Source organism: Microbispora bryophytorum (genome assembly GCF_043197435.1).
In the GTDB taxonomy this organism is placed as follows: domain Bacteria; phylum Actinomycetota; class Actinomycetes; order Streptosporangiales; family Streptosporangiaceae; genus Microbispora; species Microbispora bryophytorum.
In genome coordinates this window covers 351,068-372,843 of sequence record NZ_JBICTF010000001.1, presented here as the reverse complement: position 1 = coordinate 372,843, position 21,776 = coordinate 351,068, and the positions used below count along the sequence as shown (strand labels likewise).

Genomic DNA, 21,776 nt, shown 5'->3' with positions numbered 1-21,776 from the left:
TCGCCGGGCGGCGGGTCAGGGGTGACCGGTGGCCCGGCCGGTGCGCGGGACGCCGGCCGGGCCCGCGGCCGTCTTACGCGGCGGTCAGCTCACGCCCGGGATGGAGACGTTCTGCTCCTCGAACTTGTAGCCGGTCTTCGCGGCGTCGCGCTGCAGGCCGTCCATCGAACTCTTGCCGGCGTCGACGTCGGCCGCCGTGACGGTGCCGTTGCGCAGCTTGCCGGTCAGTGTGGAGAACTGGTTGCTCACGCCCTCGACGGCCTTGCACAACGTCGGATTGGCCGCGGCGAAGCCCCTGGCGACCTTCAGCTGGTGCAGGGCGAAGGCGCCGGCGATCACTGCCTTGGCGATCGTGCGCTTGCGTTTGTCGGCTCCGGCCTTGAAGCCGCCGCTGCGCAGCGGCTTGTAGACGTAGCGGTGGAAGGCGCCGAGCGCGAGACCCGCGTGCAGCGCGAACCGGGTCTTGGCGAATTTCTTGGCGTTGCCGCCGGTCGGGCACGGCGAGCTGTACTCGCTGTCGGCCGCGGTCGGCGTGACGTGCGCCGCCGGGCCGGCCGCGGCGGCGTTCCCGGAGGCCGGGGCGGTGGTCGTGCCGCCGCAGCCGACGAGCAGCGCCATCGTCAGCACGGCTGCCGCCGCGAGCGCGGTCAGGGATCGAACAGTTCGTCCAGCCATCGTTTCCCCCTGTGAACCAGTGGATCGTGTGGACCTTGCGGTTGAGCGGCGGCGCACCCGGCCCGTGCACCGTCTCGCGCACCGGCCCGCGCGCCGGGTGGCGTGGCGAATCAGGGCCGTCGCGGGTGGGTGATCGGCGCCCATCGCCGCGACGCTCACGGGGTCGCGGATGTCGCGGGGCCGTGCCGGCCCTCCTCCGTGAGGGCGTCCTGGACGACGGTTGCCGTCCGGGTGGCGTCTATGCGGGCTTTTGCCGGGTCGGGGCGATTTCCATGCCGTGCCCGGAGGGACATTTTGGGGCCGCCGCACGATTGGCATGGCGAAAGCACGCAAGGCGCTGTGAATTCGCCGGAAAATGCGGCCCGTAGAGATCCGGCGCCTCGTGCGGACGTAGATCCCGCGTCAGCGGAAACCGGAGGCGGGACCATTCGGGAGCCGGCCCGGTCCGTCATTCATCGATCCATGCCAATCGCCGGATCGGGAATCGCATCGGATTTTCCCTGGATCATCCGCGTGGCGGGTGCTGGGCTGGACGCCTCCCGCCAGAAATTCGGACAATGAGCGAGAAGTGACACAATTCGCCGCACCGCGGCTTGATCGACAGGGAGAACGGCCATGCGAGGTGGACGACTCAGCATGATCGCCGGCTCGGCGCTCCTCGGCGCAATCGCGCTCTGGCCGGCCGCGGCGTCGGCGTCGGCGCCGGCGAGCGTCAGTGGCGCGGCCGTCACACAGGCGGATCCCGGCAATTCCTATGTGAAGCCGAAGCCGCCCCGGTGCACCTACCGATGCACGAACCACCGTAAGTTCAAATGCTGTCCCAAGTGCACGCGGATAAAGGGGAAATGCTAAGGAGTGGATGCGGGCGTAGATCGCCGCGGAACGGGGAGCCGGTTCACGCGGTGGCCCTTGCGTGACCCACCGCCTCTCCTCGGCCGTCCGGCGCTCGAGTGTGACCGGCCCGGTTTCCGCCGGTCGCATTCGCCTGATGGCAGGGCGAGAAACGAAGGTCGTGAAATCGGCCGTATGCCCGGACCTGAGGAGGAGGGGCGTCGCGTTCACGGGGAGCTGGCGGAGGTCACGGCCTACCTGCTGGGGCGTCCCAGCGTGGTCGCCGGGCCCCCGCTGCCGGGCTGGCTCTGATCGCCGGTACGCGTCGCCGGGAGGTGAGGTCCCTCCCGGCCGCCCGACAGGCCCCGGCTAAGCTCGCGTCGAACGGGGAGGGGTGCATGGCGGTGCTGATCGACCGGCCGAACTGGCCGGGGCCTCGCGGCCTGCTGTGGTCCCACCTGGTCAGCGACTCCTCGCTGGAGGAGCTGCACGCGTTCGCCCGCCTGCTCGGCGTGCCCGTACGGGCCTTCGACCGGGACCACTACGACGTGCCGGAGACGGTCTACGACCGGGCCGTGGTCCTCGGCGCCGAGCCCGTCGGCAGCCGGGAGCTGGTGCGCCGGCTGACGGACGCGGGCCTGCGCCGGCGGAAGACCCGGTCGGAATCTACGTTGTAAAGGCGCCCGGCGTCTCAGAGGCCGGCGAGCTCGGCGGCGATGTTCTCGCGTGCCCGCCGCTCCCACAGGTCCCGGCCCACGGGGGTGCCGAACAGGCGGGCCTTGCCGAGGAACCCGCGCAGCACCCCGGCCCGTCCGGCCCTGAAAGCCGCGTCCGGCACGTGCCGGTACTCCTCGCGCACGGCCCTTCTGTACGCCTCGTAGGCGCCGGGCGGCGCCGCGAGGATCGCCAGATCGGCGTCGCACAGGACGGCCGCGTTCATGTCGCCGGGCTCGTAGGAGTGCCCCGCCGTGACCCGCACGAGCCGGGCCACCTCGCGCACCCGCTCCGCGGGCAGGCCGCAGGCGGGCAGCCGGGACTGCGCGAGCTGGGCGCTGCGTTCCTCGTCCCCTCCCGGCCGTCCGTCGTAGACGGCGTCGTGGAACCACGCGGCCAGCCGTACGGCGTCGGCGTCGGCGGCCTGGGCGGCGAGCGGCTCGATCGCGGCCAGGACCGCCCGCAGATGGGCCGTGGTGTGGTAGCGCCGGTGCGGTTGCGCCCAGCGGGCCTCCAGCTCGGCGGCGAGGGCCAGGCCGGCCGGCGAGCCGGTGAGGCAGCCGGGCCGGGGCAGGCTCCGATCGTCGGTCATGGTGCCGAATCCTAAAGAGCCCGCCCACGGACAGGGCCGCGATCAGCGCGGGGTGCCTGATCGTTCAACTATTATGGAACTATGCCTGGAGCCCGGGACCTACCGCACCCCGACGCCGCGACCCTGGTGCTGACCGACGTGCTGTTCGCGCTCAGCGACCCCTCGCGGCTGGCGCTCGTACGGCGGCTCGCGCAGGGCCCGCTGGAGGTGGCGGCGTGCCAGCCCACCGGGGGAGAGGTGCCGAAGTCGACGCTGTCGCACCACCTGAGGACCCTCCGCGAGGCCGGTGTCGTCCGCAACGTCCCGCAGGGCCGGCAGCGGTACGTGAGCCTGCGCAGGGAGGACCTGGACGACCGCTTCCCCGGCCTGCTGGACGCCGTGCTGGGCGGGAACGGGGAGTAGAACCCGGGCGGATCTGTGCGATCGTGGCGACGCGGCCCCCTGTGACACGCCCGGCTTTGGTGGATTCGGCCAGAGCCTTGCGGAACAGTCGCCACGTACCCTGTCCGTGTGCTGCGGCGGACGACCACGGTCTCTGACATCGACGCGCCGGCGAGGCTGGCGGAGCTGCTCGACCACCACGACTACCTGGCCGACGAGGGTGTGACGACCGCAGCCTATCTCGCCCTGAAGATGGGCCGGCCGCTGTTCCTGGAAGGCGAGGCGGGCGTCGGCAAGACCGAGCTGGCCAAGACGCTGGCGGCGATTTTGGGCGCGCCGCTGATCAGGCTGCAGTGCCACGAGGGGCTCGACGCGGCGCAGGCGCTGTACGACTGGGACTTCCCGCGTCAGCTCCTGCACCTCAAGGCGGCCGAGGCGGCCGGCAGGGCCGACGTCGCCGCGCTCGAGGGCGAGATCTACGACCGGCGGTTCCTCATCGCCAGGCCGCTGCTGCGGGCCCTGGAGACGCAGCCCGGCGTGCTGCTCGTGGACGAGATCGACCGGGCCGACGACGAGTTCGAGGCGTTCCTGCTTGAAGTGCTGTCCGACTTCACGATCACGGTGCCGGAGATCGGGACGATCAGCGCGGCGACTCCGCCGGTCGTCGTCCTGACCTCCAACCGGACCCGCGAGGTGCACGACGCGCTCAAACGGCGCTGCCTGTACCACTGGCTGGAGCACCCGGGGTTCGACCGGGAGGTGGCGATCCTGCGGCGGCGCCTGCCCGCGTGCGCGGAGCGGCTCGCGGCCGACGTGGCGCGGACGGCGGGCCGGATGCGCGAGGCCGGCCTGGTCAAGCCGCCGGGCATCGCGGAGACCCTCGACTGGGCCGAGGCACTGCTCACGCTCGGCGCGGTGGAGCTCGATCCGGCCCTGGCCGCCGCCACGCTGGGCGCGGTGCTCAAGCACCGGGAGGACCAGGAGACCGTCCGGGCCCGGAGGCTGCTCACGCCGGACGGCGGCCGTGGCTGACCGGGACGGGAGCGGACGCCGTCCGGGCCTGCTCGCGCCGCCCGGTCCCGAGCCCGTCGCGGTGCTGACCGGGTTCGCCCGGACGCTGCGGGCGGCGGGGGTCGCGGCCGACCACCATCGCACCCAGAGCTTCCTCGCGGCGCTCGGCCACCTCGACGCGGCCGACGGGCGGAACGTCTACTGGGCGGGGCGTCTCACCCTGTGCGCCGGGCCCGACGACCTGCCGCGCTACGACCGCTGCTTCGCGGCCTACTTCTCCGCCGGCTCCCCCGCGCCGCGCCGTGTGCGCGTGACGACCGTGTCCGTGACCCGTCCGGTGGCGGCGCCCGGCGCCGGTGGGGAGCGGGAGACGACGGGCGAGCCGGGCGCGCCCCCGGCCACGGCGAGCGAGATCGAGGTGCTGCGGCACCGGGACGTGGCGCGGATGAGCGAGGCCGAGCGGCGGGAGGCGCACCGCCTGCTCGCGTTGCTGCGCGGCGCGCGGCAGCCGCGCAGGTCGCGGCGTCACCGCCCGTCGCGTCACGGCGGCGCGACCGACGCGCGCCGCACGGTCAGGGAGATCCTGCGGCACGGCGGGGAACCGGCCCGGCTGCGCCGGCGCGTGCGCAGGCAGCGCCCGCGGCGGGTCGTCCTGCTCGTGGACGTCAGCGGCTCGATGGCCGCCTACGCCGACACGCTGCTGCGCTTCGCCCACGCGCTGGTGCGCGCGGAGCCGGGGGCGACCGAGGTGTTCAGCGTGGGGACCCGGCTCACCAGGATCACGGCCGGGCTGCGCCACCGCGACCCCGGCCTCGCGATGGACGAGTGCTCGGCGGCGATCCCGGACTGGAGCGGCGGCACCCGGCTGGGGGAGGAGGTGCGGGCGCTGCTGCGCCTGCCCGACCCCCGGGGCGCGATCGTCGTGATCGCCTCCGACGGGTGGGAACGGGGCCCGGCCGACCTGCTGGGCGCGCAGATGGCCCGGCTGTCCCGGGTGGCCCACCGCGTCGTGTGGGTCAACCCGCACAAGGGCGACCCGGCGTACCGGCCGCTCACCGCGGGCATCCGCGCGGCGCTGCCGTACGTCACGGACTTCGTCGCCGGGCACAGCCTGGCCGCGTACGAGGACCTGGCCGCGCTGCTGGCCGGCGACCGGCCGGCGCGGGCTGTGAGGAGGGGAGGGGCCGATGCGTGACGTGCTGGACCAGGTGATGCGCTGGTGGGGGCAGGGGCGGCGGTTCGGCCTCGCCACCGTCGTCGGCACCTTCCGCAGCGCGCCGCGCCCGCCGGGGGCGGCCATGGCCGTCCTCGACGGCGAGGTGGCCGGCAGCGTGTCGGGCGGCTGCGTCGAGGGAGCGGTCTACGAGCTCGCCGCGCAGGTCGTCGCCACCGGGACGCCGGTGCTGCAGCGGTACGGCGTGAGCGGCGACGACGCCTTCGCGGTCGGCCTGACCTGCGGCGGGATCATCGACGTGTTCGTGGAGCCGGTCTCGAAGGAGGACTATCCGGAGCTGGGGGAGCTCGCCGCGGACGTGGCCGCGCGACGGCCGGTCGCGGTGGCCACGATCGTCGCCGGCCCCGGTCGTGTGGGGGCCCGCCGCCTGGTCTGGCCGGACCGGGCGGCGGGCTCGCTCGGCTCGGCCCGGCTCGACGACGCGGTGGACGACGACGTGCGCGGCATGCTCGCGCAGGGCCTGACCGGCGTGCGGCGCTACGGCCCCGAGGGCGAGCGGCGGCTGGACGACCTTGGGGTGTTCGTGCGGTCGTTCGCGCCGCCGCCGCGCATGCTGGTCTTCGGCGCGATCGACTTCGCCGCGGCCGTCGCGCGGATCGGCCGCTTCCTCGGCTACCACGTGGTGGTGTGCGACGCGCGGCCGGTCTTCGCCACGGCTAAGCGGTTCCCGGAGGCCGACGAGGTCGTGGTGGCCTGGCCGCACGATTATCTGGCCACCGCCGAGGTCGACGAGCGCACCGTGATCTGCGTGCTCACCCACGACCCGAAGTTCGACGTGCCGCTGCTGGAGGCGGCCCTGCGCACCCCCGCGGCGTACGTCGGGGCGATGGGGTCGCGGCGCACGCACGCGGACCGGCTGGCGCGGCTGCGCGAGGCCGGCCTGACCGAGGACGAGCTGGCCCGGCTGAGGTCGCCGATCGGGCTCGACCTCGGGGCGCGCACGCCGGAGGAGACGGCCGTGTCGATCGCGGCCGAGCTGATCCAGCTGCGCTGGGGCGGCAGCGGCAGGTCGCTCACCGAGACGTCGGGCCGCATCCACGGCGAGTCGCGGTGAGCGGTGCGGCGGTCGCCGGGCTGCTGCTGGCCGCCGGTGGCGGCAGCCGGTTCGGCGGGCCGAAGGCGCTGGTGGAGTTCGAGGGAGAGCGGCTGGCCGACCGCGGGGTGCGGCTGCTCGCCGAGGGCGGATGCCGGCCGGTGCTGATCGTGGTCGGGGCGGCCGACGTGCCGGTCGCCGGCGCGGTCGTCGTGCGCAATCCCGGCTGGGCGGCCGGCATGGGGTCGTCGCTGCGGGCCGGGCTGCGCGCGCTTCCTCCTTCCGCCCCCGCGCTGGTGATCGCGCTGGCCGACCAGCCGCTGGTGCGGCCCCAGGCGGTGCGCCGGCTGATCGCGGCGTTCGAGGCCGGCGCCCGCGTCGCCGTCGCGGCGTACGGCGGGACGCCGCGCAATCCGGTGCTCATCGCCCGCGAGCACCTGGCGGAGGTGGCCGCGCTCGCCGAGGGCGACGTGGGGGCGCGGCCCTTCCTGCGCGCGCACCCCGAACTGGTCACGGCCGTGCCCTGCGACGACGTGGGCGACCCCGCGGACATCGACACCCCCGCTGACCTGCGCCGACTCCATAAGTGATAATTCGCCCGATTCGCCGCTCTTGGTGAGCTCCGTCACAATGATCGGAAAAACAGTCCGGCCGAGCGGAGCGTGTCATGACGAAGCAGGCGCCCGGCGGGTTCGACGTCACTCAACCCAACGTCGCCCGCATGTACGACTACTACCTGGGCGGCAAGAACCACTTCCCGGCCGACCGGGCGGCGGCCGAGCGGATCATCGAGCTGTCCGATGGGCACGTACGGGAGGCCGTGCTTGAGAACCGCGCGTTCCTCGGCCGGGCCGTGCGCTACCTGGCGGGCGAGTGCGGCATCCGGCAGTTCCTCGACCTCGGCGCCGGGCTGCCGACGCAGGGCAACGTCCACGAGATCGCGATGAAGGAGGCCCCCGACGCGCTCGTGACGTACGTGGACAACGACGCGGTGGTGGCGGCGCACGCGCGGGCGCTGCTGGAAGGCGATCCGCGTGTGCGCTTTCTGCTGGGCGACCTGCGCAGGCCCGAGGAGATCCTCGCCGCGGCGTCGGAGAGCGGTCTCAGCTTCGAGCGGCCCGTCGCGCTGCTGATGGTGGCCTGCCTCCACTTCGTGCCGGACGAGGAGGACCCGGAGGGGATCGTCGCGGCCTACCGCGAACTGCTCCCTTCCGGGAGTCACCTCGTCATCTCGCACGCCTGCTCCGACCCCGTCCCGGAGGCGATGGCCGCGGCGGGCGGCGTGTACGGCAGGGCCAACGCGCCCTTCGAGGCCAGGCCGGCGGCGCGGATCGCCGGGTTCTTCGACGGGTTCGACATGGTCGACCCCGGAGCGGTCCCGCTGAACGAGTGGCGTCCCGAGCTCGACGCGCTGCCGCTGCGTGGCGGCTTCCTGCCGGTGCTCGGAGGCGTCGGACGCAGACCCTGACGGCGGGCATGCCCGGTTCGCCTGATGCGGCGCTCCGGACACCGATCCGTCCGAGCACATCTTGTCGGTCACGGCACTAGCCTTGGGACCCGAATACGGAACATCATTCGGTTACTGGCGGGTTCACGCGTGGAAGGACGAAGCGGATGCGGATCGGGATGGCCCTCAACTACTCGGGGGGCTTCAAAGAGACCGTCGCCGAGCTGGCCGACTACGAGAAGGCCGGGCTCGACATCGTGTTCGTGGCCGAGGCGTACAGCTTCGACGCCGTCAGCCAGCTCGGATACATCGCGGCGAGGACCGAGCGGCTGCAGATCGCCTCGGGCATCCTGCCGATCTACTCGCGCACACCGGCTCTGCTGGCCATGACGGCCGCCGGCCTCGACTACGTCTCCGACGGGCGGTTCACGCTCGGCATCGGCTCCTCGGGCCCGCAGGTCATCGAGGGCTTCCACGGCGTGCCGTACACCGCGCCGCTCGGCCGCACCCGCGAGGTCATCGAGATCTGCCGCAAGGTATGGCGGCGCGAGCGGCTGCAGTACGCGGGCAGGCACTACACGCTGCCCCTGGAGGGCGGCACCGGCCTCGGCAAGCCGCTCAAGCTGATCAACCACCCGGTGCGCGAACGCGTCCCGATCGTGATCGCGGCCATCGGGCCCAAGAACGTGCAGCTGGCCGCCGAGCTGGCCGAGGGCTGGGAGCCCATCTTCTTCGTGCCCGAGAAGGCCGGCGACGTGTGGGGCGCCTCGCTCGCCGCCGGGCGGGAGCGCCGCGACCCCGCGCTCGGCGAGCTGGACGTGATCGCCCAGGCCATGCTGGCGATCGGCGACGACACCGGCGACATGCTGGAGCTGGGCCGTTCCATGGCCGCCCTCTACATCGGCGGCATGGGCGCCAAGGGGAAGAACTTCTACAACGACCTGGCCCGCCGCTACGGCTACGAGAAGGAGGCCGAGCGGATCCAGGACCTCTACCTGGAGGGCAGGAAGAAGGAGGCCGAGGCGCTGGTGCCGATGGAGCTGCTGGAGCGCATGTCCCTGGTCGGTTCGGAGGGGCACGTCAGGGAGCGGCTCGCCGCGCTGCGCGAGGCCGGCGTCACCACGCTCAACGTCGTCCCCATGGGCCGCACCCACGAGGAGCGCGTCAAGCTCATCGAGAAGATCCGCGACCTGGCCTCCTGAGCCGTCCGGCGGCGCGGGGGACCGTCCGGCCCCGCGCCGCGTGGGCGTAGAGTCCCGGGCGTGACGCACACATCCCGCCGCGCGCGGCTGGCCGAGGCGCTGCGCGAACACGAGGCGGCGGCCGTCCTCGTGACCTGGCCGGTCAACGTCCGCTACCTGACCGGCCTGGCGAGCTCCAACGCCGCCGTGCTCGTCACCGCGACGGGCGAGGCCGCGCTCGCCACCGACTCGCGCTACCTGGAGACGGCTCGGGCGGTGTGCTCGGGCGTCGAGGTGATCGAGGACCGCGACGTGGCGGGAGCCCTGCTCAAGCGGGGGCAGGGCGCGGCGCGGGTCGCGGTGGAGGCCGACCACATGCCGGTGGGGCTGTTCCAGCGGCTGGCCGCCGAGCATGCGGGCCTCGTGCCCGTCGGCGGTCTCGTGGAGGCCGTCAGGGCCGTGAAGGACGAGGGGGAGATCGCGGCGCTGCGGCGCGCCTGCGCGATCACCGACAAGGCGTTCTCCCTGGTCGTGGAGCGCGTCGCCCCCGGCGTCACCGAGCGGGAGATCGCCCGGTGGCTGGAGGCCGCCATGGTCGAGCTCGGTGCCGACAAGCCGGCCTTCGACTCCATCGTGGCGAGCGGCCCCAACGGCTCGATCCCGCACCACTCGCCCTCGGACCGGCCGGTCGAGCGGGGCGACCTGGTGACCATGGACTTCGGCGCCCGCTACGACGGCTACCACGCCGACATGACCCGCACGGTCGCGGTGGGCCCGCCCGCGACGTGGCAGCGCGACCTCTACGACCTCGTACGGCAGGCCCAGCGGGCCGGCCGCCACGCCGTACGGGCGGGGGCGACGGCGCACGAGGTGGACGCCGCGGCGCGCGACGTGATCGCGGAGGCGGGTCACGCCGAGCGGTTCGGCCACGGGCTGGGCCATGGAGTCGGCCTGGAGATCCACGAGCTGCCGTTCCTGGGCCCTGGCAAGACCGGTAGACTAGAGGATCGAGTTCCGATCACCGTCGAGCCGGGGGTTTATCTTCCGGGCAGGGGCGGTGTGCGCATCGAGGACACGCTGGTGACGCGTGGTGACGGGCCGGAGCTTCTCACACTGACGACCAAGGAGCTGCTCGTCCTGTAGGGCAGCCGCACGCGGGAGACTCTACGTGGCGACGACGAACGACCTGAAGAACGGACTCGTGCTCAAGCTCGACGGCGGGGAGCTGTGGACCGTTGTCGAGTTCCAGCACGTCAAGCCGGGTAAGGGCGGTGCGTTCGTCCGCACCAAGCTCAAGAACATCATGTCCGGCAAGGTCGTCGACAAGACCTTCAACGCCGGCGTGAAGGTCGAAGTGGCGAACGTCGACAAGCGGGACATGCAGTACTCCTACCTCGACGGCGACGACTTCGTCTTCATGGACACCGAGACCTACGACATGGTCAACATCCCGCGCGAGGTGGTGGGCACCGCCGCCAACTACATGCTGGAGAACACGACCGCGACCATCGCCTTCAACGAGGGCAACCCGCTGTACGTCGACCTCCCGGCGGCCGCCGAGCTGACGATCTCGCACACCGACCCGGGCCTGCAGGGCGACCGCTCCACCGGCGGCACCAAGCCCGCCACCCTGGAGACCGGCGCCGAGATCAAGGTTCCGCTCTTCATCACGACCGGTGAGAAGGTCAAGGTCGACACTCGCACCGGCGAGTACCTCGGTCGGGCCTGACGTGTCGGCCCGGGGGAAGGCCCGCCGCCGCGCGCTGGACGTCCTCTTCGAGGCCGAGGCCCGGCAGTTGAGCCCGCTCAACGTGCTCGCCGAGCGGGTGGAGCGGGCGGACCCGCCGGTCAACGAGTACACCTCCTTCCTCATCGAGGGCGTGGTCCGGCACCTGGACCGCATCGACGAGCTGATCTCGACGTACGCCGAGGGCTGGACTCTGGAGCGCATGCCTGCCGTGGACCGCAACGCCCTGCGCGGCGGCACCTACGAGATGCTGTGGTCGGAGGAGGTCCCGGAGGGCGTGGTCATCAGCGAGTGGGTGCACCTGGTGGCGGAGCTGTCGACCGACGAGTCGCCGCAGTTCGTCAACGGGCTGCTGGCTCGCTTCAAGCAGCTCAAGCCCTCGCTTTCGCTCTGACCCCAGGGCCCTCGGTCCTCGACGCCGGCCCTTGCCAGTGCCGAGAGGCCGGCGGTTCCGAGAGGTCGACAGTTCGTTCGAGAGGCCGACAGGGAGGCCGCAAGTGCGTGACGCCACACGCCGCGCCGTCGTCTGGGAGGCGCTGCGCGCGCTCCTGGCCGAGCGGACGGCCGCCACCGGGCGCGACACGCTCGACATCGTGGACGCGGGCGGCGGCACGGGCGGCTTCGCCGTGCCGCTGGCCACCCTCGGACACGCCGTGACCGTGGTCGACCCGACCCCTGATTCGCTGGCCGCGCTGGAGCGCCGCGCCGCCGAGACGGGCGTCGGCGTGAAGGGCCTGCAGGGCGACGCCGCCGACCTCGGCGACCTGCTGGATCCCGGCAGCGCCGACCTGGTGCTGTGCCACAGCGTGCTGGAGTACGTCGAGGACCCGGCGGGCGCGCTCGGCGCGGTCGGCGGCATCCTGCGGCAGGGTGGCGTGGTGAGCGTGCTGGCCGCCAACTCGGTCGCCGCGGCCGTCCACCGCTCGCTGGCCGGCAACTTCGACGAGGCGCGCCGGGTGCTGTCGGACCCGGCGGGCCGCTGGGGCGACCGCGACCCCACGCCGCGCCGCTTCTCCCGGGAGACGCTGGGCGCGCTGCTGGCCGGCGCCGGGTTCACCGTCGGCGAGGTGCACGGCGTGCGGATCTTCGCCGACCTCGTCCCGGGCATGCTGGCCGACAGCGACCCCGAGGGCCTCGTCGCGCTGGAGCGGGCGGCGGCGACCCATCCCGTGCTCCGCGACGTCGCCACCCAGATCCACGTCATCGCCTACCGCCAGTAGAAAAAACGTTCGGGTAGCACGGTGGTCGGGTAGGGTGACCTCATGTCCCGGAACCAGCTGCTGCCTCGGGATCCGTCGCCACCGCCGGACGGTCCGGTCGACGACAGCGGCTGCCCCATCCTGCATGTGGACATGGACGCCTTCTACGCCAGCGTCGAGCTGCTCGACCGCCCGGAGCTGCGGGGCACCCCGGTCATCGTCGGCGCCACCGGCGTGCGCGGGGTCGTGCTGAGCGCCACCTACGAGGCCCGCAGGTTCGGGGTCCATTCGGCGATGCCGATGACCCGAGCCCGGCGCATCTGCCCGCAGGCCACGGTCATCCCGCCCCGCCACGCCATGTACGCCGAGGTGTCCCGCGGCGTCATGGAGATCTTCAAGGCGGTCACCCCCGAAGTGGAGCCGATCGCCTCCGACGAGGCGTTCCTCGACGTCGGCGGGGCCCGCCGCAGGCTCGGCAGCCCGGCGGCCATCGCCCGGATGATCCGCGCCCAGGTCGCCGAGCGGCACGGCATCACCTGCTCGGTGGGGGTGGCGAGCACGAAGTTCGTGGCCAAGCTCGCCTCGCGCCAGTGCAAGCCCGACGGCCTGCTCGTGGTCCCGGCCGACCGGGTGGTGGAGTTCCTGCACCCGCTGCCCGTCGCCGCCCTGTGGGGGGTGGGAGAGCGCACCGAGCAGGCCCTCGTACGGCTCGGCATCCGCACCGTGGGTGACCTGGCCCAGGTGCCGGCGGCGACCCTCCAGCGCGAGTTCGGCGCCGTCGGCGCGCACCTGGCGGCCCTGGCCTGGGGGCGCGACGAGCGCCGGGTGGTGCCGCACGCGCCCGACAAGAGCATCGGCAACGAGGAGACGTTCCCGCACGACGTCGACGACCCCGCAACGATCAGACGTGAACTGCTGCGGCTGTCGGAGCGCGTCGCCGCGCGCCTGCGGGCCGGCGGGCACGTCGGCCGCACGGTCAGCGTCAAACTCCGCCGATCCGACTTCACGACCATCACCCGGTCGCGTACGCTGCGCGAGGCGACCGACGTCGCGAAGGAGATTTTCGACACATCATGCGAGCTCTACGAGGCCGCCGGGCTGGAGCGGGTGCGGTTGCGGCTGGTCGGCGTGCGCATGGAAAACCTGATCCCGGCCGCCGCCGCGACGCGTCAGCTGGGGCTGGGGGAGCGGGAGACCGGCTGGCGGGAGGCCGAACAGGCCATGGACCGGGCGGCCCGCCGCTTCGGTCCGGACGCGGTGAAGCCGGCATCGCTTGTTCGTCGTCCGTTTGGTCCAATAGGTCCATGACGTCACCTCCGGTTTGGACCGCGTTGGACGTTTTCTTTCGCCTACGTCTGAGGCCTCGTATTCTGGGGATAACCGACCGCGAGGTTCGGACACCCCGTGTCGTCCGTTGCCGTCTTCCCCTGAATGGGGCCGTCCTTGGGAGGCGCCGTGCCGCTATCTGAGCACGAGCAGCGCTTGCTCGACCAGATCGAGCAGGCCCTCTATGCCGAGGACCCGAAGTGGGCGAACACCGTACGGATCAGCGATCCGCGCAGCCACTACAAGCGCCGCCTGGTGAAGGCCTCCATAGGCTTCGCACTCGGCGTGGTCCTGCTGATGGTCGGCGTCGTCGCGGCCCAGATCTGGCTCGGTGCCGCCGGCTTCGTGGTCATGCTGGCCACCTGCCTGTGGGGCCTGTCGAGCTGGAAGCGCATGAACGGGTTCGGTGACTCCCCGCCGTCCCGTGAGCGCGGCCGCCGCCCCCAGCGTCAGAGCTTCATGGAGCGAATGGAAGAGCGCTGGCGCCGCCGCCACGACGAGCACTGATCCCCATCTGAATCACCGCCCCCCATCCGAGGCAACGCCGGTGGGCCCATGTCGCGGGCCCACCGATTCGTCTGCGGCGGGAGCCGGCCGATCAGCGGCGGGAGCCGGTGAGGGTCCGCTCCCTCGCGGACTCCCCGGCCCCGGCCCGCGCGCCGCCGGGGCGTCCCGGCATGGCGGCCGCCCGCGTCGCGCCCGGCCGCCGCAGGCGCAGTCCCTCCAGCCGGTCGAACACGTCGAGAGCGCCCTCGCCGGCCGCCCGCACCCGCAGCAGGACGGACATCGGGGCGAGCACGGCCCCCAGGCGCCGCCACCGTGAGGCCCGCGACGCCAGATCGCGCCTGATCCGGCTCAGGTCCGCGGCGACGGGCCCCGACGCCGAAGGCGTGGGAGCGTACCTGAGCCGCTCCTCGGACGTGACGACGCGGGTGAGCGACTCGGCGGCCTGTGGTCCGAGCGTGTAGCGCTCGCCGATCCGGCGGCCGAGCGCGCGCGGCGTCTCGCTCGGCTCCCCGGCCATTCCCAGGTCCGTGAGCATGTCACGCAGTTCGGCCCAGGCCGCGTGACCTCCGGCCGCCGTCCGCGTCATCCGGCGAAGGCGCCGGCGGCGCACCACGAGCCGCGCGGCGGCCGGCAGCAACAGCAGCGCGAGCGCGGCGGCGACGCCGATACCGATCTTGACGGCCGTGGGCGTGCCGGAGTCGGCCGCGATGGCCGTGCCGTCGAGGTCGCGGTCGAGCTGGCGCGGGTTCGGCCGGGCCGGCCCGGCGCTCTGGCCGCTGTCGTCCTTCTCGTCCGCCGACGGCCCGTCGGACGGGCCCGTCGTGGGACCGTCGGTCGGCGTGACCGGCAGCGAGTACAGCGGCACCCGGGCCGTGCCCTGCCCGCCGGCCCCGGCGGGGGTGGGCTCGAACCGCAGCCAGCCGATCCCGTCGAAGAACAGCTCCGGCCACGCGTGGGCGTCGTGGGTGCGCACCGTCCACACGTTGTCGATCTTGGTGCCGCCCGTGTAACCGATCGACACCCGCGCCGGGATGTTGAGCAGACGCGCCATCACGGCCATCGCCCCGGCGAACTGCTCGCAGTAGCCGGTGCGGTCGCGCAGCAGGAAGCGGGACAGCGCCTGCGCGCCCGATCCGGACGCGCGCACGTCGTAGGTGAACCGGTCGCCCCGGGTGAACCACTCCTGCAGCTCGACCGCGGCCTCGTACGGCGTGGCGGCGTCGGCGGTGACCCGGCGCGCGAGGTCGGCCACCCGGGGGTCGAGCCCGTCGGGCAGCTGCAGATAGCGGTCGCTTTCCGGGAGGGTCACCGCCGTGCGCAACTCGGTCATGGTGGGCTCGGGCTCTTCGGTCACCACCCGATAATCCAGCCCGGACGCCTCGTCCTCGGTGGAGAAGACCATGAGCGAGGACCGGTCCGCGCGCCAGTCGCCGTCCGCCTCGACCTGCCGGGCCGGGTACGGCAGCGGCAGGAAGTTGAGCTTGTCGAGGTCGTCGCTCATCGTGACCCGCATCTCGGCGCGCTTCACCGTTATCCCGGGACGAAGCCCGGGGACGGGCGGCAGCGGCCCCTCCGACACGCGGTCCTCCGAGAGCCCCCGCAGCGGGGACAGCGTCCACTTCGCCCCGTCGAAGATGTCGAGAGAGTAGATCCGCAGATAGCGCGGCACGTCGTCGCTGCTGGTGTAGGTGAGCACGGTCGCGTTGCGCTGCTGCCTGAGCTGGCCGCCGAGCTTGGCGATGGCGTCGGGGATGCCGATGTTGCCGCCGCCTCCTCCGAGGCCGTTGCCGACGCCGAAGCCGAACAGCGGATCGGGGGAGAGCGCCGGCAGCACCGCAGGCACCAGGACCGCCAGGGCGATCGCCGTCACGCCGATGCGCTTGCCGGACAGGGCGAGCCGCTCGGTGTCGGGAGCGGCGCCGCGCGCGGAGCCGGAGGAACGGCGCACCACGACGGCTCGGCCCCAGCCGCTCAGGCGCTCCCGCCCGTCGGTCACGAGCAGGCCGATGTAGCCGAAGGCCGCGACGACGAACGCGATCCACCCGATCGGCTCCGTGAGCACCGCCGCGGGCACGGTGAACAGGGCGAGCAGCGGCAGCCCGGCCAGCGCCGCCCGGCGCAGCCGCACCGCGAAGACGTCCACGAACAGGGCGATCAGCGCCACGCCCGCCGTGGTGAGCAGCGTGATGCCGGGATCGTCCGGCACGGGGGCGGCATAGCGCTGGATGTCGTCGAACCCGGAGCCGATCAGCTCGGCCAGCAGGGCGAGGGAGTCCTTGGTGGGGACGATCCGCAGCCACGCCTCGTCGGGAGTGAAGACGAGCGTCAGGTAGAGCAGGACCGCGACCGGCGTCACGGTGGGCGCCACCCACGGACGGGCGCCCAGGTGGGAGGCGAGCGCCCCGGCCGCGGTGGTGACGAGGATCGCCCCCAAGCAGGACCAGAACCAGGTGCCGCCCTCGAAGAGGGGGTAGAGCGTGACCGTGACGGCCGCCGTGGCCAGCCCCGCCGCAACCGGCAGTTTCATTGCTTCATCCTCCGTCACGCCGGAGCGGCCGGCTCAGGCCGCGCTCCTCTTGTTTCCGGCCTCCGGCCACACGCCGGCGAGCGAGGCGCCGGCGGGCAGGCCGAGCACCCGCCACCCGGCGCCGGTCAGGACCGAGCGCGCGGCCCGCGCGCCGTCGTCCGCGACGGCGTCCCAGGAGGCCCCGTTCCCGGAAGCGCGGTCCCCGGAAGCGCGGTCCCCGGAAGCCCGGTCCCAGGACGCGAGGTCGAGCAGGACCGCGACCGCGGTCACGCCCGGACGCCTGAGCTGGGCGAGCGCCTGGGCCTCCTCGAGGTCGAGCGCCCCGAGGACCGCGATGATCAGCCCGTCCCCGCCGCCCTGGCGCAGCGCGGCGACGCCGTGCTCCAGCGAGCGCGCCGTGCTCTGCCGGATGACGGCGAGCGTGTCGAGCAGCGACCACGACTGACCGCTGTCCACCACGTGCCGCGCGCCCTGGTCGGTGACCAGGCGCAGGGCGAGCCCCTCCGCGGACAGGTGCACGCCGATGGACGCGGCGGCCGAGACCGCGACCTCGAACGACGAGCGCGGCCCCTCACCCCGGTGGGCGTGCCTGCGGGTGTCGAGCAGCAGCGCGCCCCGGCTCTGCAACTCCTGTTCCTCGCGCCGCACCATCAGCTCGCCGCGCCGCGCGGTCGAGCGCCAGTGGACCCGGCGCAGGTCGTCGCCCTGGCGATACTCGCGGGGCGCCACGTCGTCGTCGCCCGCCGCCGCGACCGACCGCGTACGACTGTCGCCGCCGCCGCTGTGCTCGCCCGACAGGCGCACCGGCGGCAGCGGCACCACCTCGGGGGTGACCACCAGAGTGTCGGTGACGGTGAACGAGCGGGTGAGCTCGACCAGCCCGAACGGGTCGGCGATCCGCACCGAGAGCGGCCCGACCGGGAAGCGTCCCCGCAGGTCCGAGCTCACCTTGTAGTCGATCTCCCGGACGCCGCGCGACTCCATCCGGTCGAGGACGAACCTCGGCCGCGTGCCCAGCGCGTACTGCAGGGTGTCCTCCACCAGCAGCAGCCCGGTGGGCAGCCGGGTGACGTTCTCCAGCCGCAGGGTGACCGTGCTCTCCTCGCCGGCCTGCACCCGGGCCGGGCCGAGCCGCCGGGTGGAGGCCAGACGGTATCGCGTGCGCGTCACGACCATCGACGCGATCAACGGCATCGCGATGATCAGCACGGCCACGCGCAGCAGGTCGTGCTCCCCGAGGACGAGGGCGCACAGCAGGGCCGCCACGCCGGAAGCGAGGAACGAGCGTCCTCGCGGGGTCAGAGCCTTCAGCCCGGTCATGGGCCCTCCGTCACTTGCTCACTGTCACATCGCCGGGCGTGCGCCCGGATCCACTCGCGTCCGCTAACTGGCGTCGGGGACGGGGACGCGCCGCACCAGCTCGCCGACGAGCTCTTCCGGGTGGCGGCGCTGACCCTGCGCCTCCAGGCTCGGCAGCAGGCGGTGCGCCAGCACGGGGACGGCCAGTTCCTGCAGGTCGTCCGGGATCACGTAGTCGCGGCCGGACAGCGCGGCGTGCGCCCGCGCGGCTCGCACCAGATGAAGGGTGGCCCGCGGGGAGGCGCCGAGCCGCAAATCGGGGGAGTGCCGGGTGGCGGCCACCATGTCGACGGCGTAGCGCTTGACCGGCTGGGAGACGTAGACGGCGCGGACGGCCTGGATCAGCGCGGCCACCTCGGCCGTGGTCGCGACCGGCTCCATCTTGTCCAGCGGCTGGGAGGCGCCGTGCACGTCGAGCATCTCCAGCTCGGCGGCCGGCTCCGGATACCCCATCGCGATCTTGGCGGTGAAGCGGTCGCGCTGCGCCTCGGGGAGGGGGTAGGTGCCCTCCATCTCGATCGGGTTCTGCGTCGCGATGACCATGAACGGCGACTCCAGGACGTAGGTCACGCCGTCGACCGTGACCTGGTGCTCCTCCATGCACTCCAGGAGGGCGGACTGCGTCTTGGGGGAGGCGCGGTTGATCTCGTCTCCGACGACGATGTTGGCGAAGACCGGTCCGGGCTTGAACTCGAACTCCCGCGTCTGCTGGTTGTACGCGCTGACTCCGGTGATGTCGCTCGGTAGCAGGTCGGGGGTGAACTGGACGCGCTTGACCGGGCAGTCGAGCGAGCGCGCCAGGGCCTTGGCGAGCATCGTCTTGCCCACGCCGGGCACGTCCTCGATCAGCAGGTGGCCCTCCGCCAGGAGCACGGTGAGAGTAAGGCGGACGACGTCGCTCTTGCCCTCGATCACTGATTCGATCGAGTTGCGGATCCGGTGGGCGGTGTCGATCAGATCCTCGAGCCGGGCTGAAGCATCGGTGACGTCGGGAGTTACTGCCACCAGGCCTCCATGAGGGTGCGTCCCCGAGAATGGGGTGCTAAACGTTCCTTTTCCATTCTGCGTACTGACCTTATGTCCCCTCTGGTTCTAGGGCGACTTTGTCCGGAAATCCGGGTGAACTGCCCACAGTGTTGTGGTGTCTCTTCACGGTCGCGTGCCGCGTTCGTCCGAATCCCGTGACACATGAAGCCGCGGCGCCCCCGGCGCACTCCACTTCCCCCCACCGCTTTCCTCCACCGGGCTCCGCCCGCCGCCGGGAACGCCGTACGCGCCGGGGTTTCCGGCGAGCCGACACGCCCGTGCGCGGGCCGGGGGGCCCGTGGCGCCCCACTCCGACCCACCCCATTTCACCTGCGAAAACGCCGCCGATTTTGAATGCGGACACCCTCAGAATCAGTTGACGGTGGGGAGAAGTGGAGTATGGTGGTGCGCAGTGGAGGGCAGGGGCTATAGCGCTGAGCGCTCCGCAAGGCACAGGAGGTGGGTCCGGTGTTCCTCGGCACCCACCACCCGCGCCTCGACGACAAAGGACGGCTGTTCCTGCCGGCGAAGTATCGCGAGGAGCTGGCGGAGGGTCTGGTGATCACCAAAGGCCAGGAGCGCTGCCTCTACGTCTTCCCCGTAGAGGAGTTCCAGCGCATCACCGAGGCCCTGCGTACCGCTCCCGTGACGGCGAAGGCGGTCCGCGACTACAGCCGTGTCTTCTTCGCCAGCGCGTCCGACGAGGTGCCGGACAAGCAGGGGCGCATCACGATTCCCCAGACGCTGCGGCGGTACGCCGGGCTGGAACGTGACTGCGTCGTGATCGGCGCCAACATGCGGCTGGAGATCTGGGACGCCCAGGCATGGGACACCTACCTGGAGGCCCAGGAGCAGGCATTCTCCGATCTGTCGGAGGAGGTGCTGCCCGGGATTCTGTAGAACGGTCCTTTTCTGATCAATTGACCCGTCGGTGACGTTCGGCGAGGTCTCCACCCGCTCCCGTGTGACAGCTGATGCACCTTCCCCGGTGTCAGACGCCACGGCCGGTGACGCGGATGGGGACCTGGCCGGACGGGTCGGTTCCCCGGGAACCGGCATGGGTGGGGGTCCGTTGGGTAGTCACCGGCGGCACAGCCGCGAATCCGCGAGTAATGCGGCGTAAATGGGGGTTGGAAGCGTTGTCGTACGAGCCCGGTCAGCCGGGTGGTCACGTTCCGGTCATGCTCGATCGCGTGCTGGAGTTGCTCGCTCCGGCGTTGTCCGGACCGGAGCCGGTGGCCGTGGACGCCAACCTCGGTCTCGGCGGGCACGCCGAGGCGCTTCTGGCGGCCCACCCCTCTCTCCATCTCATCGGCATTGACCGCGACCCCACCGCCATCGAGCGTTCCACCGCCCGGCTCGCGCCGTACGCGGACCGGATCACCCTGGTGCGCGCGGTCTCCGACGAACTGGCCGACGTGCTCCGTGACGCCGGACGGCCCCGCGTGGACGCCGCACTGTTCGACCTCGGCGTGTCCTCCCCTCAGCTCGACGAGGCCGAGCGCGGCTTCGCCTATTCCTACGACGCCCCCCTCGACATGCGGATGGACCGCGAGCAGGAGCTGACCGCCGAGCGTGTGGTGAACACCTACTCGGCCGCGGACCTCATCCGCATCCTGCGCGTCTACGGCGAGGAGCGCTTCGCGTCGCGCGTCGCGAACCTCATCGTCAAGGAGCGCGCCAAGGACCCCATCACCAGCACGAAACGGCTTGCCGACCTGGTACGCGCGGCGATACCCGCCGCCACGAGGCGGACCGGGGGCAACCCGGCGAAGAGAACGTTCCAGGCGCTGCGCATCGAGGTGAACGGAGAGCTGTCGGCGCTCGAGCTCGCGCTCCCCGCCGCGCTCGACGCGCTGGCGCTGGGCGGGCGCGTGGTCGTGCTCGCCTACCACTCCCTGGAGGACCGGCTCACCAAGCAGGTCCTCGTGGCGCGAACCAGGGACACCGGCCCTCCCGGGCTGCCGATCCCCCTGGAGGCTCACCAGCCCCGGTTCCGCCTTCTGACGAGGGGAGCGGAGCTCCCGGACGACGAAGAGGTGGCCCGCAACCCGCGGGCGGCCTCGGCCCGCTTGCGGGCGGCAGAGAGGATCCGCGAGGGATGAGGACAGAGCAGGAGAGCAGGAGGGCGGCCGGGCGCACGGCCGCGCCGCCCCGCACGCCGGACCGGACCGCCGCGCCGGCGGGCGAGGCCGTCGCCGCTCCGGACAAGCGCCGCGTCCGCCCCGGCGCGCCCACGGCAGCCGACGCCCGCACGCGCGAGGCCGTCCCGGCTCCCCGCGGCGCGGAGGGCCGTCGCCGCGAGGCGGCCCAGGCTTCCCGGCCCGGTGGCGTGGACGGCCGGCTCCGCCGTGAGGCCGCCCCCGCGACTTCCGGCACGACCACTTCCGGCACGGCCGGATCCCGCGCGGCCGGATCTCGCACGGCCGGATCTCGCACGGTCGCCCGTCCCGCGCCGTCCCGTGAGGCCAGGGGCCTCACCGAGGTCGCGCCCGCTCCTTCGCGGCGCGCCGGACACGGCGCCCCGGAAACCCGGCCGGCGGCGACCCCACGTGCCACAATGGCGCGGCGGGCGTTCCGGCGGCCGCCACGTGCGCCCTTCGTGCTGCTCGTCGTGGGCCTCATGTGCGGTGGCCTGGTGACCCTCCTGCTGCTGAACGTGGTCCTCTCTCAGGATTCGTTCAGGCTGAGCGACCTGCAGTCGAGCATCGACGAGCTGCACGAGCAGGCCGCGGAGCAGGAGAACCAGCTCCGCCAGTGGACGCAGCCGGGCCCGCTGGGCGATCAGGCCGCGGCGCAGGGCCTCGAGCGCGACAAGTCCGCGCCGCAGTTCATCGACGCCGGCGGCGGTGAGGCGGCGCAGGAGCAGGCCCAGAAGGAGGGCACGGACCGGTGAGAGACAGCGGCCGGAACCCGGGTCCCGGCCGCGGGGGTCCCAGCGGGCGAGGCGGTGGCCAGGGCCCGGGCGGTGACAGGAGGAGCCCCG

Annotated in this window: 23 protein-coding genes; 17 read left to right on the top strand and 6 right to left on the bottom strand. The window is 72.8% G+C overall.

All coding sequences use genetic code 11. The features are described from left to right. Positions 1 to 84: 84 nt before the first annotated feature. Together ACGFIB_RS01700 and ACGFIB_RS01695 are read right to left on the bottom strand one after the other, a co-directional pair. Complete coding sequence (locus ACGFIB_RS01700; protein WP_393367810.1) at positions 85 to 675, bottom strand: hypothetical protein; 591 nt, start codon at positions 673 to 675, stop codon at positions 85 to 87. Between the two features lie 452 nt (positions 676 to 1,127). Next, the gene (locus tag ACGFIB_RS01695; protein ID WP_393367808.1) at positions 1,128 to 1,406 is read right to left on the bottom strand and encodes a hypothetical protein; all 279 of its coding nucleotides are present in this window, start codon (positions 1,404 to 1,406) and stop codon (positions 1,128 to 1,130) included. A gap of 498 nt (positions 1,407 to 1,904) precedes the next feature. On the opposite strand from ACGFIB_RS01695, the gene ACGFIB_RS01690 reads away from it, so the two are divergent. Then, a complete protein-coding gene (locus tag ACGFIB_RS01690) occupies positions 1,905 to 2,183 on the top strand; it encodes a DUF4031 domain-containing protein (protein ID WP_142568567.1) in 279 nt (92 codons plus the stop codon). A 14-nt stretch (positions 2,184 to 2,197) separates the two neighbouring features. Here ACGFIB_RS01690 and ACGFIB_RS01685 read toward each other — a convergent pair whose 3' ends face one another. Further along, on the bottom strand, positions 2,198 to 2,812 hold the full coding sequence (locus ACGFIB_RS01685; RefSeq protein WP_393367806.1) for an HD domain-containing protein: 615 nt from the start codon (positions 2,810 to 2,812) through the stop codon (positions 2,198 to 2,200). Between the two features lie 81 nt (positions 2,813 to 2,893). Here ACGFIB_RS01685 and ACGFIB_RS01680 point away from each other — a divergent pair, with 81 nt between their 5' ends. From ACGFIB_RS01680 to ACGFIB_RS01620, 13 genes are all read left to right on the top strand, one after another. After that, a complete protein-coding gene (locus tag ACGFIB_RS01680; RefSeq protein ID WP_357257966.1) occupies positions 2,894 to 3,214 on the top strand; it encodes an ArsR/SmtB family transcription factor in 321 nt (106 codons plus the stop codon). A gap of 108 nt (positions 3,215 to 3,322) precedes the next feature. Further along, positions 3,323 to 4,225 carry an AAA family ATPase gene (locus ACGFIB_RS01675; protein WP_142568572.1) on the top strand — a complete coding sequence of 301 codons (903 nt, stop codon included), beginning with the start codon at positions 3,323 to 3,325 and terminating at the stop codon, positions 4,223 to 4,225. Further along, positions 4,218 to 5,399 (top strand): vWA domain-containing protein, encoded by a 1,182-nt coding sequence (locus tag ACGFIB_RS01670; protein ID WP_393367803.1) that lies wholly within the window; start codon positions 4,218 to 4,220, stop codon positions 5,397 to 5,399. The genes ACGFIB_RS01675 and ACGFIB_RS01670 overlap by 8 nt, the downstream gene beginning before the upstream one ends. Further along, positions 5,392 to 6,492, top strand: a complete 1,101-nt coding sequence (locus ACGFIB_RS01665; protein ID WP_393367801.1) for an XdhC family protein — start codon at positions 5,392 to 5,394, stop codon at positions 6,490 to 6,492. The genes ACGFIB_RS01670 and ACGFIB_RS01665 overlap by 8 nt, the downstream gene beginning before the upstream one ends. Continuing rightward, positions 6,489 to 7,061 (top strand): nucleotidyltransferase family protein, encoded by a 573-nt coding sequence (locus ACGFIB_RS01660; RefSeq protein WP_393367799.1) that lies wholly within the window; start codon positions 6,489 to 6,491, stop codon positions 7,059 to 7,061. The genes ACGFIB_RS01665 and ACGFIB_RS01660 overlap by 4 nt, the downstream gene beginning before the upstream one ends. A 77-nt stretch (positions 7,062 to 7,138) precedes the next feature. Then, positions 7,139 to 7,939 carry an SAM-dependent methyltransferase gene (locus ACGFIB_RS01655; RefSeq protein WP_393367797.1) on the top strand — a complete coding sequence of 267 codons (801 nt, stop codon included), beginning with the start codon at positions 7,139 to 7,141 and terminating at the stop codon, positions 7,937 to 7,939. A gap of 146 nt (positions 7,940 to 8,085) precedes the next feature. Beyond that, positions 8,086 to 9,120, top strand: a complete 1,035-nt coding sequence (locus tag ACGFIB_RS01650; protein WP_393367795.1) for an LLM class F420-dependent oxidoreductase — start codon at positions 8,086 to 8,088, stop codon at positions 9,118 to 9,120. Positions 9,121 to 9,180: 60 nt separating this feature from the next. Further along, positions 9,181 to 10,242, top strand: a complete 1,062-nt coding sequence (locus tag ACGFIB_RS01645) for an aminopeptidase P family protein (RefSeq protein WP_393367793.1) — start codon at positions 9,181 to 9,183, stop codon at positions 10,240 to 10,242. A gap of 25 nt (positions 10,243 to 10,267) precedes the next feature. After that, a complete protein-coding gene (gene efp / locus ACGFIB_RS01640; protein ID WP_142568585.1) occupies positions 10,268 to 10,828 on the top strand; it encodes an elongation factor P in 561 nt (186 codons plus the stop codon). A gap of 1 nt (position 10,829) precedes the next feature. Next, a complete protein-coding gene (gene nusB, locus ACGFIB_RS01635; protein WP_142568587.1) occupies positions 10,830 to 11,240 on the top strand; it encodes a transcription antitermination factor NusB in 411 nt (136 codons plus the stop codon). Positions 11,241 to 11,343: 103 nt separating this feature from the next. Then, positions 11,344 to 12,066 carry a methyltransferase domain-containing protein gene (locus ACGFIB_RS01630; RefSeq protein ID WP_142568589.1) on the top strand — a complete coding sequence of 241 codons (723 nt, stop codon included), beginning with the start codon at positions 11,344 to 11,346 and terminating at the stop codon, positions 12,064 to 12,066. Between the two features lie 42 nt (positions 12,067 to 12,108). Continuing rightward, on the top strand, positions 12,109 to 13,353 hold the full coding sequence (locus ACGFIB_RS01625) for a DNA polymerase IV (RefSeq protein WP_142568591.1): 1,245 nt from the start codon (positions 12,109 to 12,111) through the stop codon (positions 13,351 to 13,353). A gap of 147 nt (positions 13,354 to 13,500) precedes the next feature. Further along, positions 13,501 to 13,878, top strand: a complete 378-nt coding sequence (locus ACGFIB_RS01620; protein WP_142568593.1) for a DUF3040 domain-containing protein — start codon at positions 13,501 to 13,503, stop codon at positions 13,876 to 13,878. 91 nt (positions 13,879 to 13,969) lie between these two features. Here the strand turns inward: ACGFIB_RS01620 and ACGFIB_RS01615 are convergent, their stop codons facing one another. The 3 genes from ACGFIB_RS01615 to ACGFIB_RS01605 all read right to left on the bottom strand — a co-directional run bounded on the left by ACGFIB_RS01615 (position 13,970) and on the right by ACGFIB_RS01605 (position 18,769). After that, positions 13,970 to 16,405, bottom strand: a complete 2,436-nt coding sequence (locus ACGFIB_RS01615; protein ID WP_393367790.1) for a DUF3488 and DUF4129 domain-containing transglutaminase family protein — start codon at positions 16,403 to 16,405, stop codon at positions 13,970 to 13,972. A 33-nt stretch (positions 16,406 to 16,438) separates the two neighbouring features. Next, positions 16,439 to 17,725: a DUF58 domain-containing protein gene (locus ACGFIB_RS01610; RefSeq protein WP_393367788.1), complete on the bottom strand. Its 1,287-nt coding sequence runs from the start codon at positions 17,723 to 17,725 to the stop codon at positions 16,439 to 16,441. 63 nt (positions 17,726 to 17,788) lie between these two features. Further along, a complete protein-coding gene (locus ACGFIB_RS01605) occupies positions 17,789 to 18,769 on the bottom strand; it encodes an AAA family ATPase (RefSeq protein WP_393367786.1) in 981 nt (326 codons plus the stop codon). 489 nt (positions 18,770 to 19,258) lie between these two features. Here ACGFIB_RS01605 and mraZ point away from each other — a divergent pair, with 489 nt between their 5' ends. The 3 genes from mraZ (at position 19,259) to ACGFIB_RS01590 (ending at position 21,686) form a co-directional block, all read left to right on the top strand. Further along, complete coding sequence (gene mraZ / locus ACGFIB_RS01600; RefSeq protein ID WP_393367784.1) at positions 19,259 to 19,690, top strand: division/cell wall cluster transcriptional repressor MraZ; 432 nt, start codon at positions 19,259 to 19,261, stop codon at positions 19,688 to 19,690. Positions 19,691 to 19,902: 212 nt separating this feature from the next. Continuing rightward, complete coding sequence (rsmH, locus tag ACGFIB_RS01595) at positions 19,903 to 20,895, top strand: 16S rRNA (cytosine(1402)-N(4))-methyltransferase RsmH (protein ID WP_191050562.1); 993 nt, start codon at positions 19,903 to 19,905, stop codon at positions 20,893 to 20,895. Then, on the top strand, positions 20,892 to 21,686 hold the full coding sequence (locus tag ACGFIB_RS01590) for a hypothetical protein (RefSeq protein WP_393367782.1): 795 nt from the start codon (positions 20,892 to 20,894) through the stop codon (positions 21,684 to 21,686). The genes rsmH and ACGFIB_RS01590 overlap by 4 nt, the downstream gene beginning before the upstream one ends. The last annotated feature ends 90 nt before the right edge of the window (positions 21,687 to 21,776 follow it).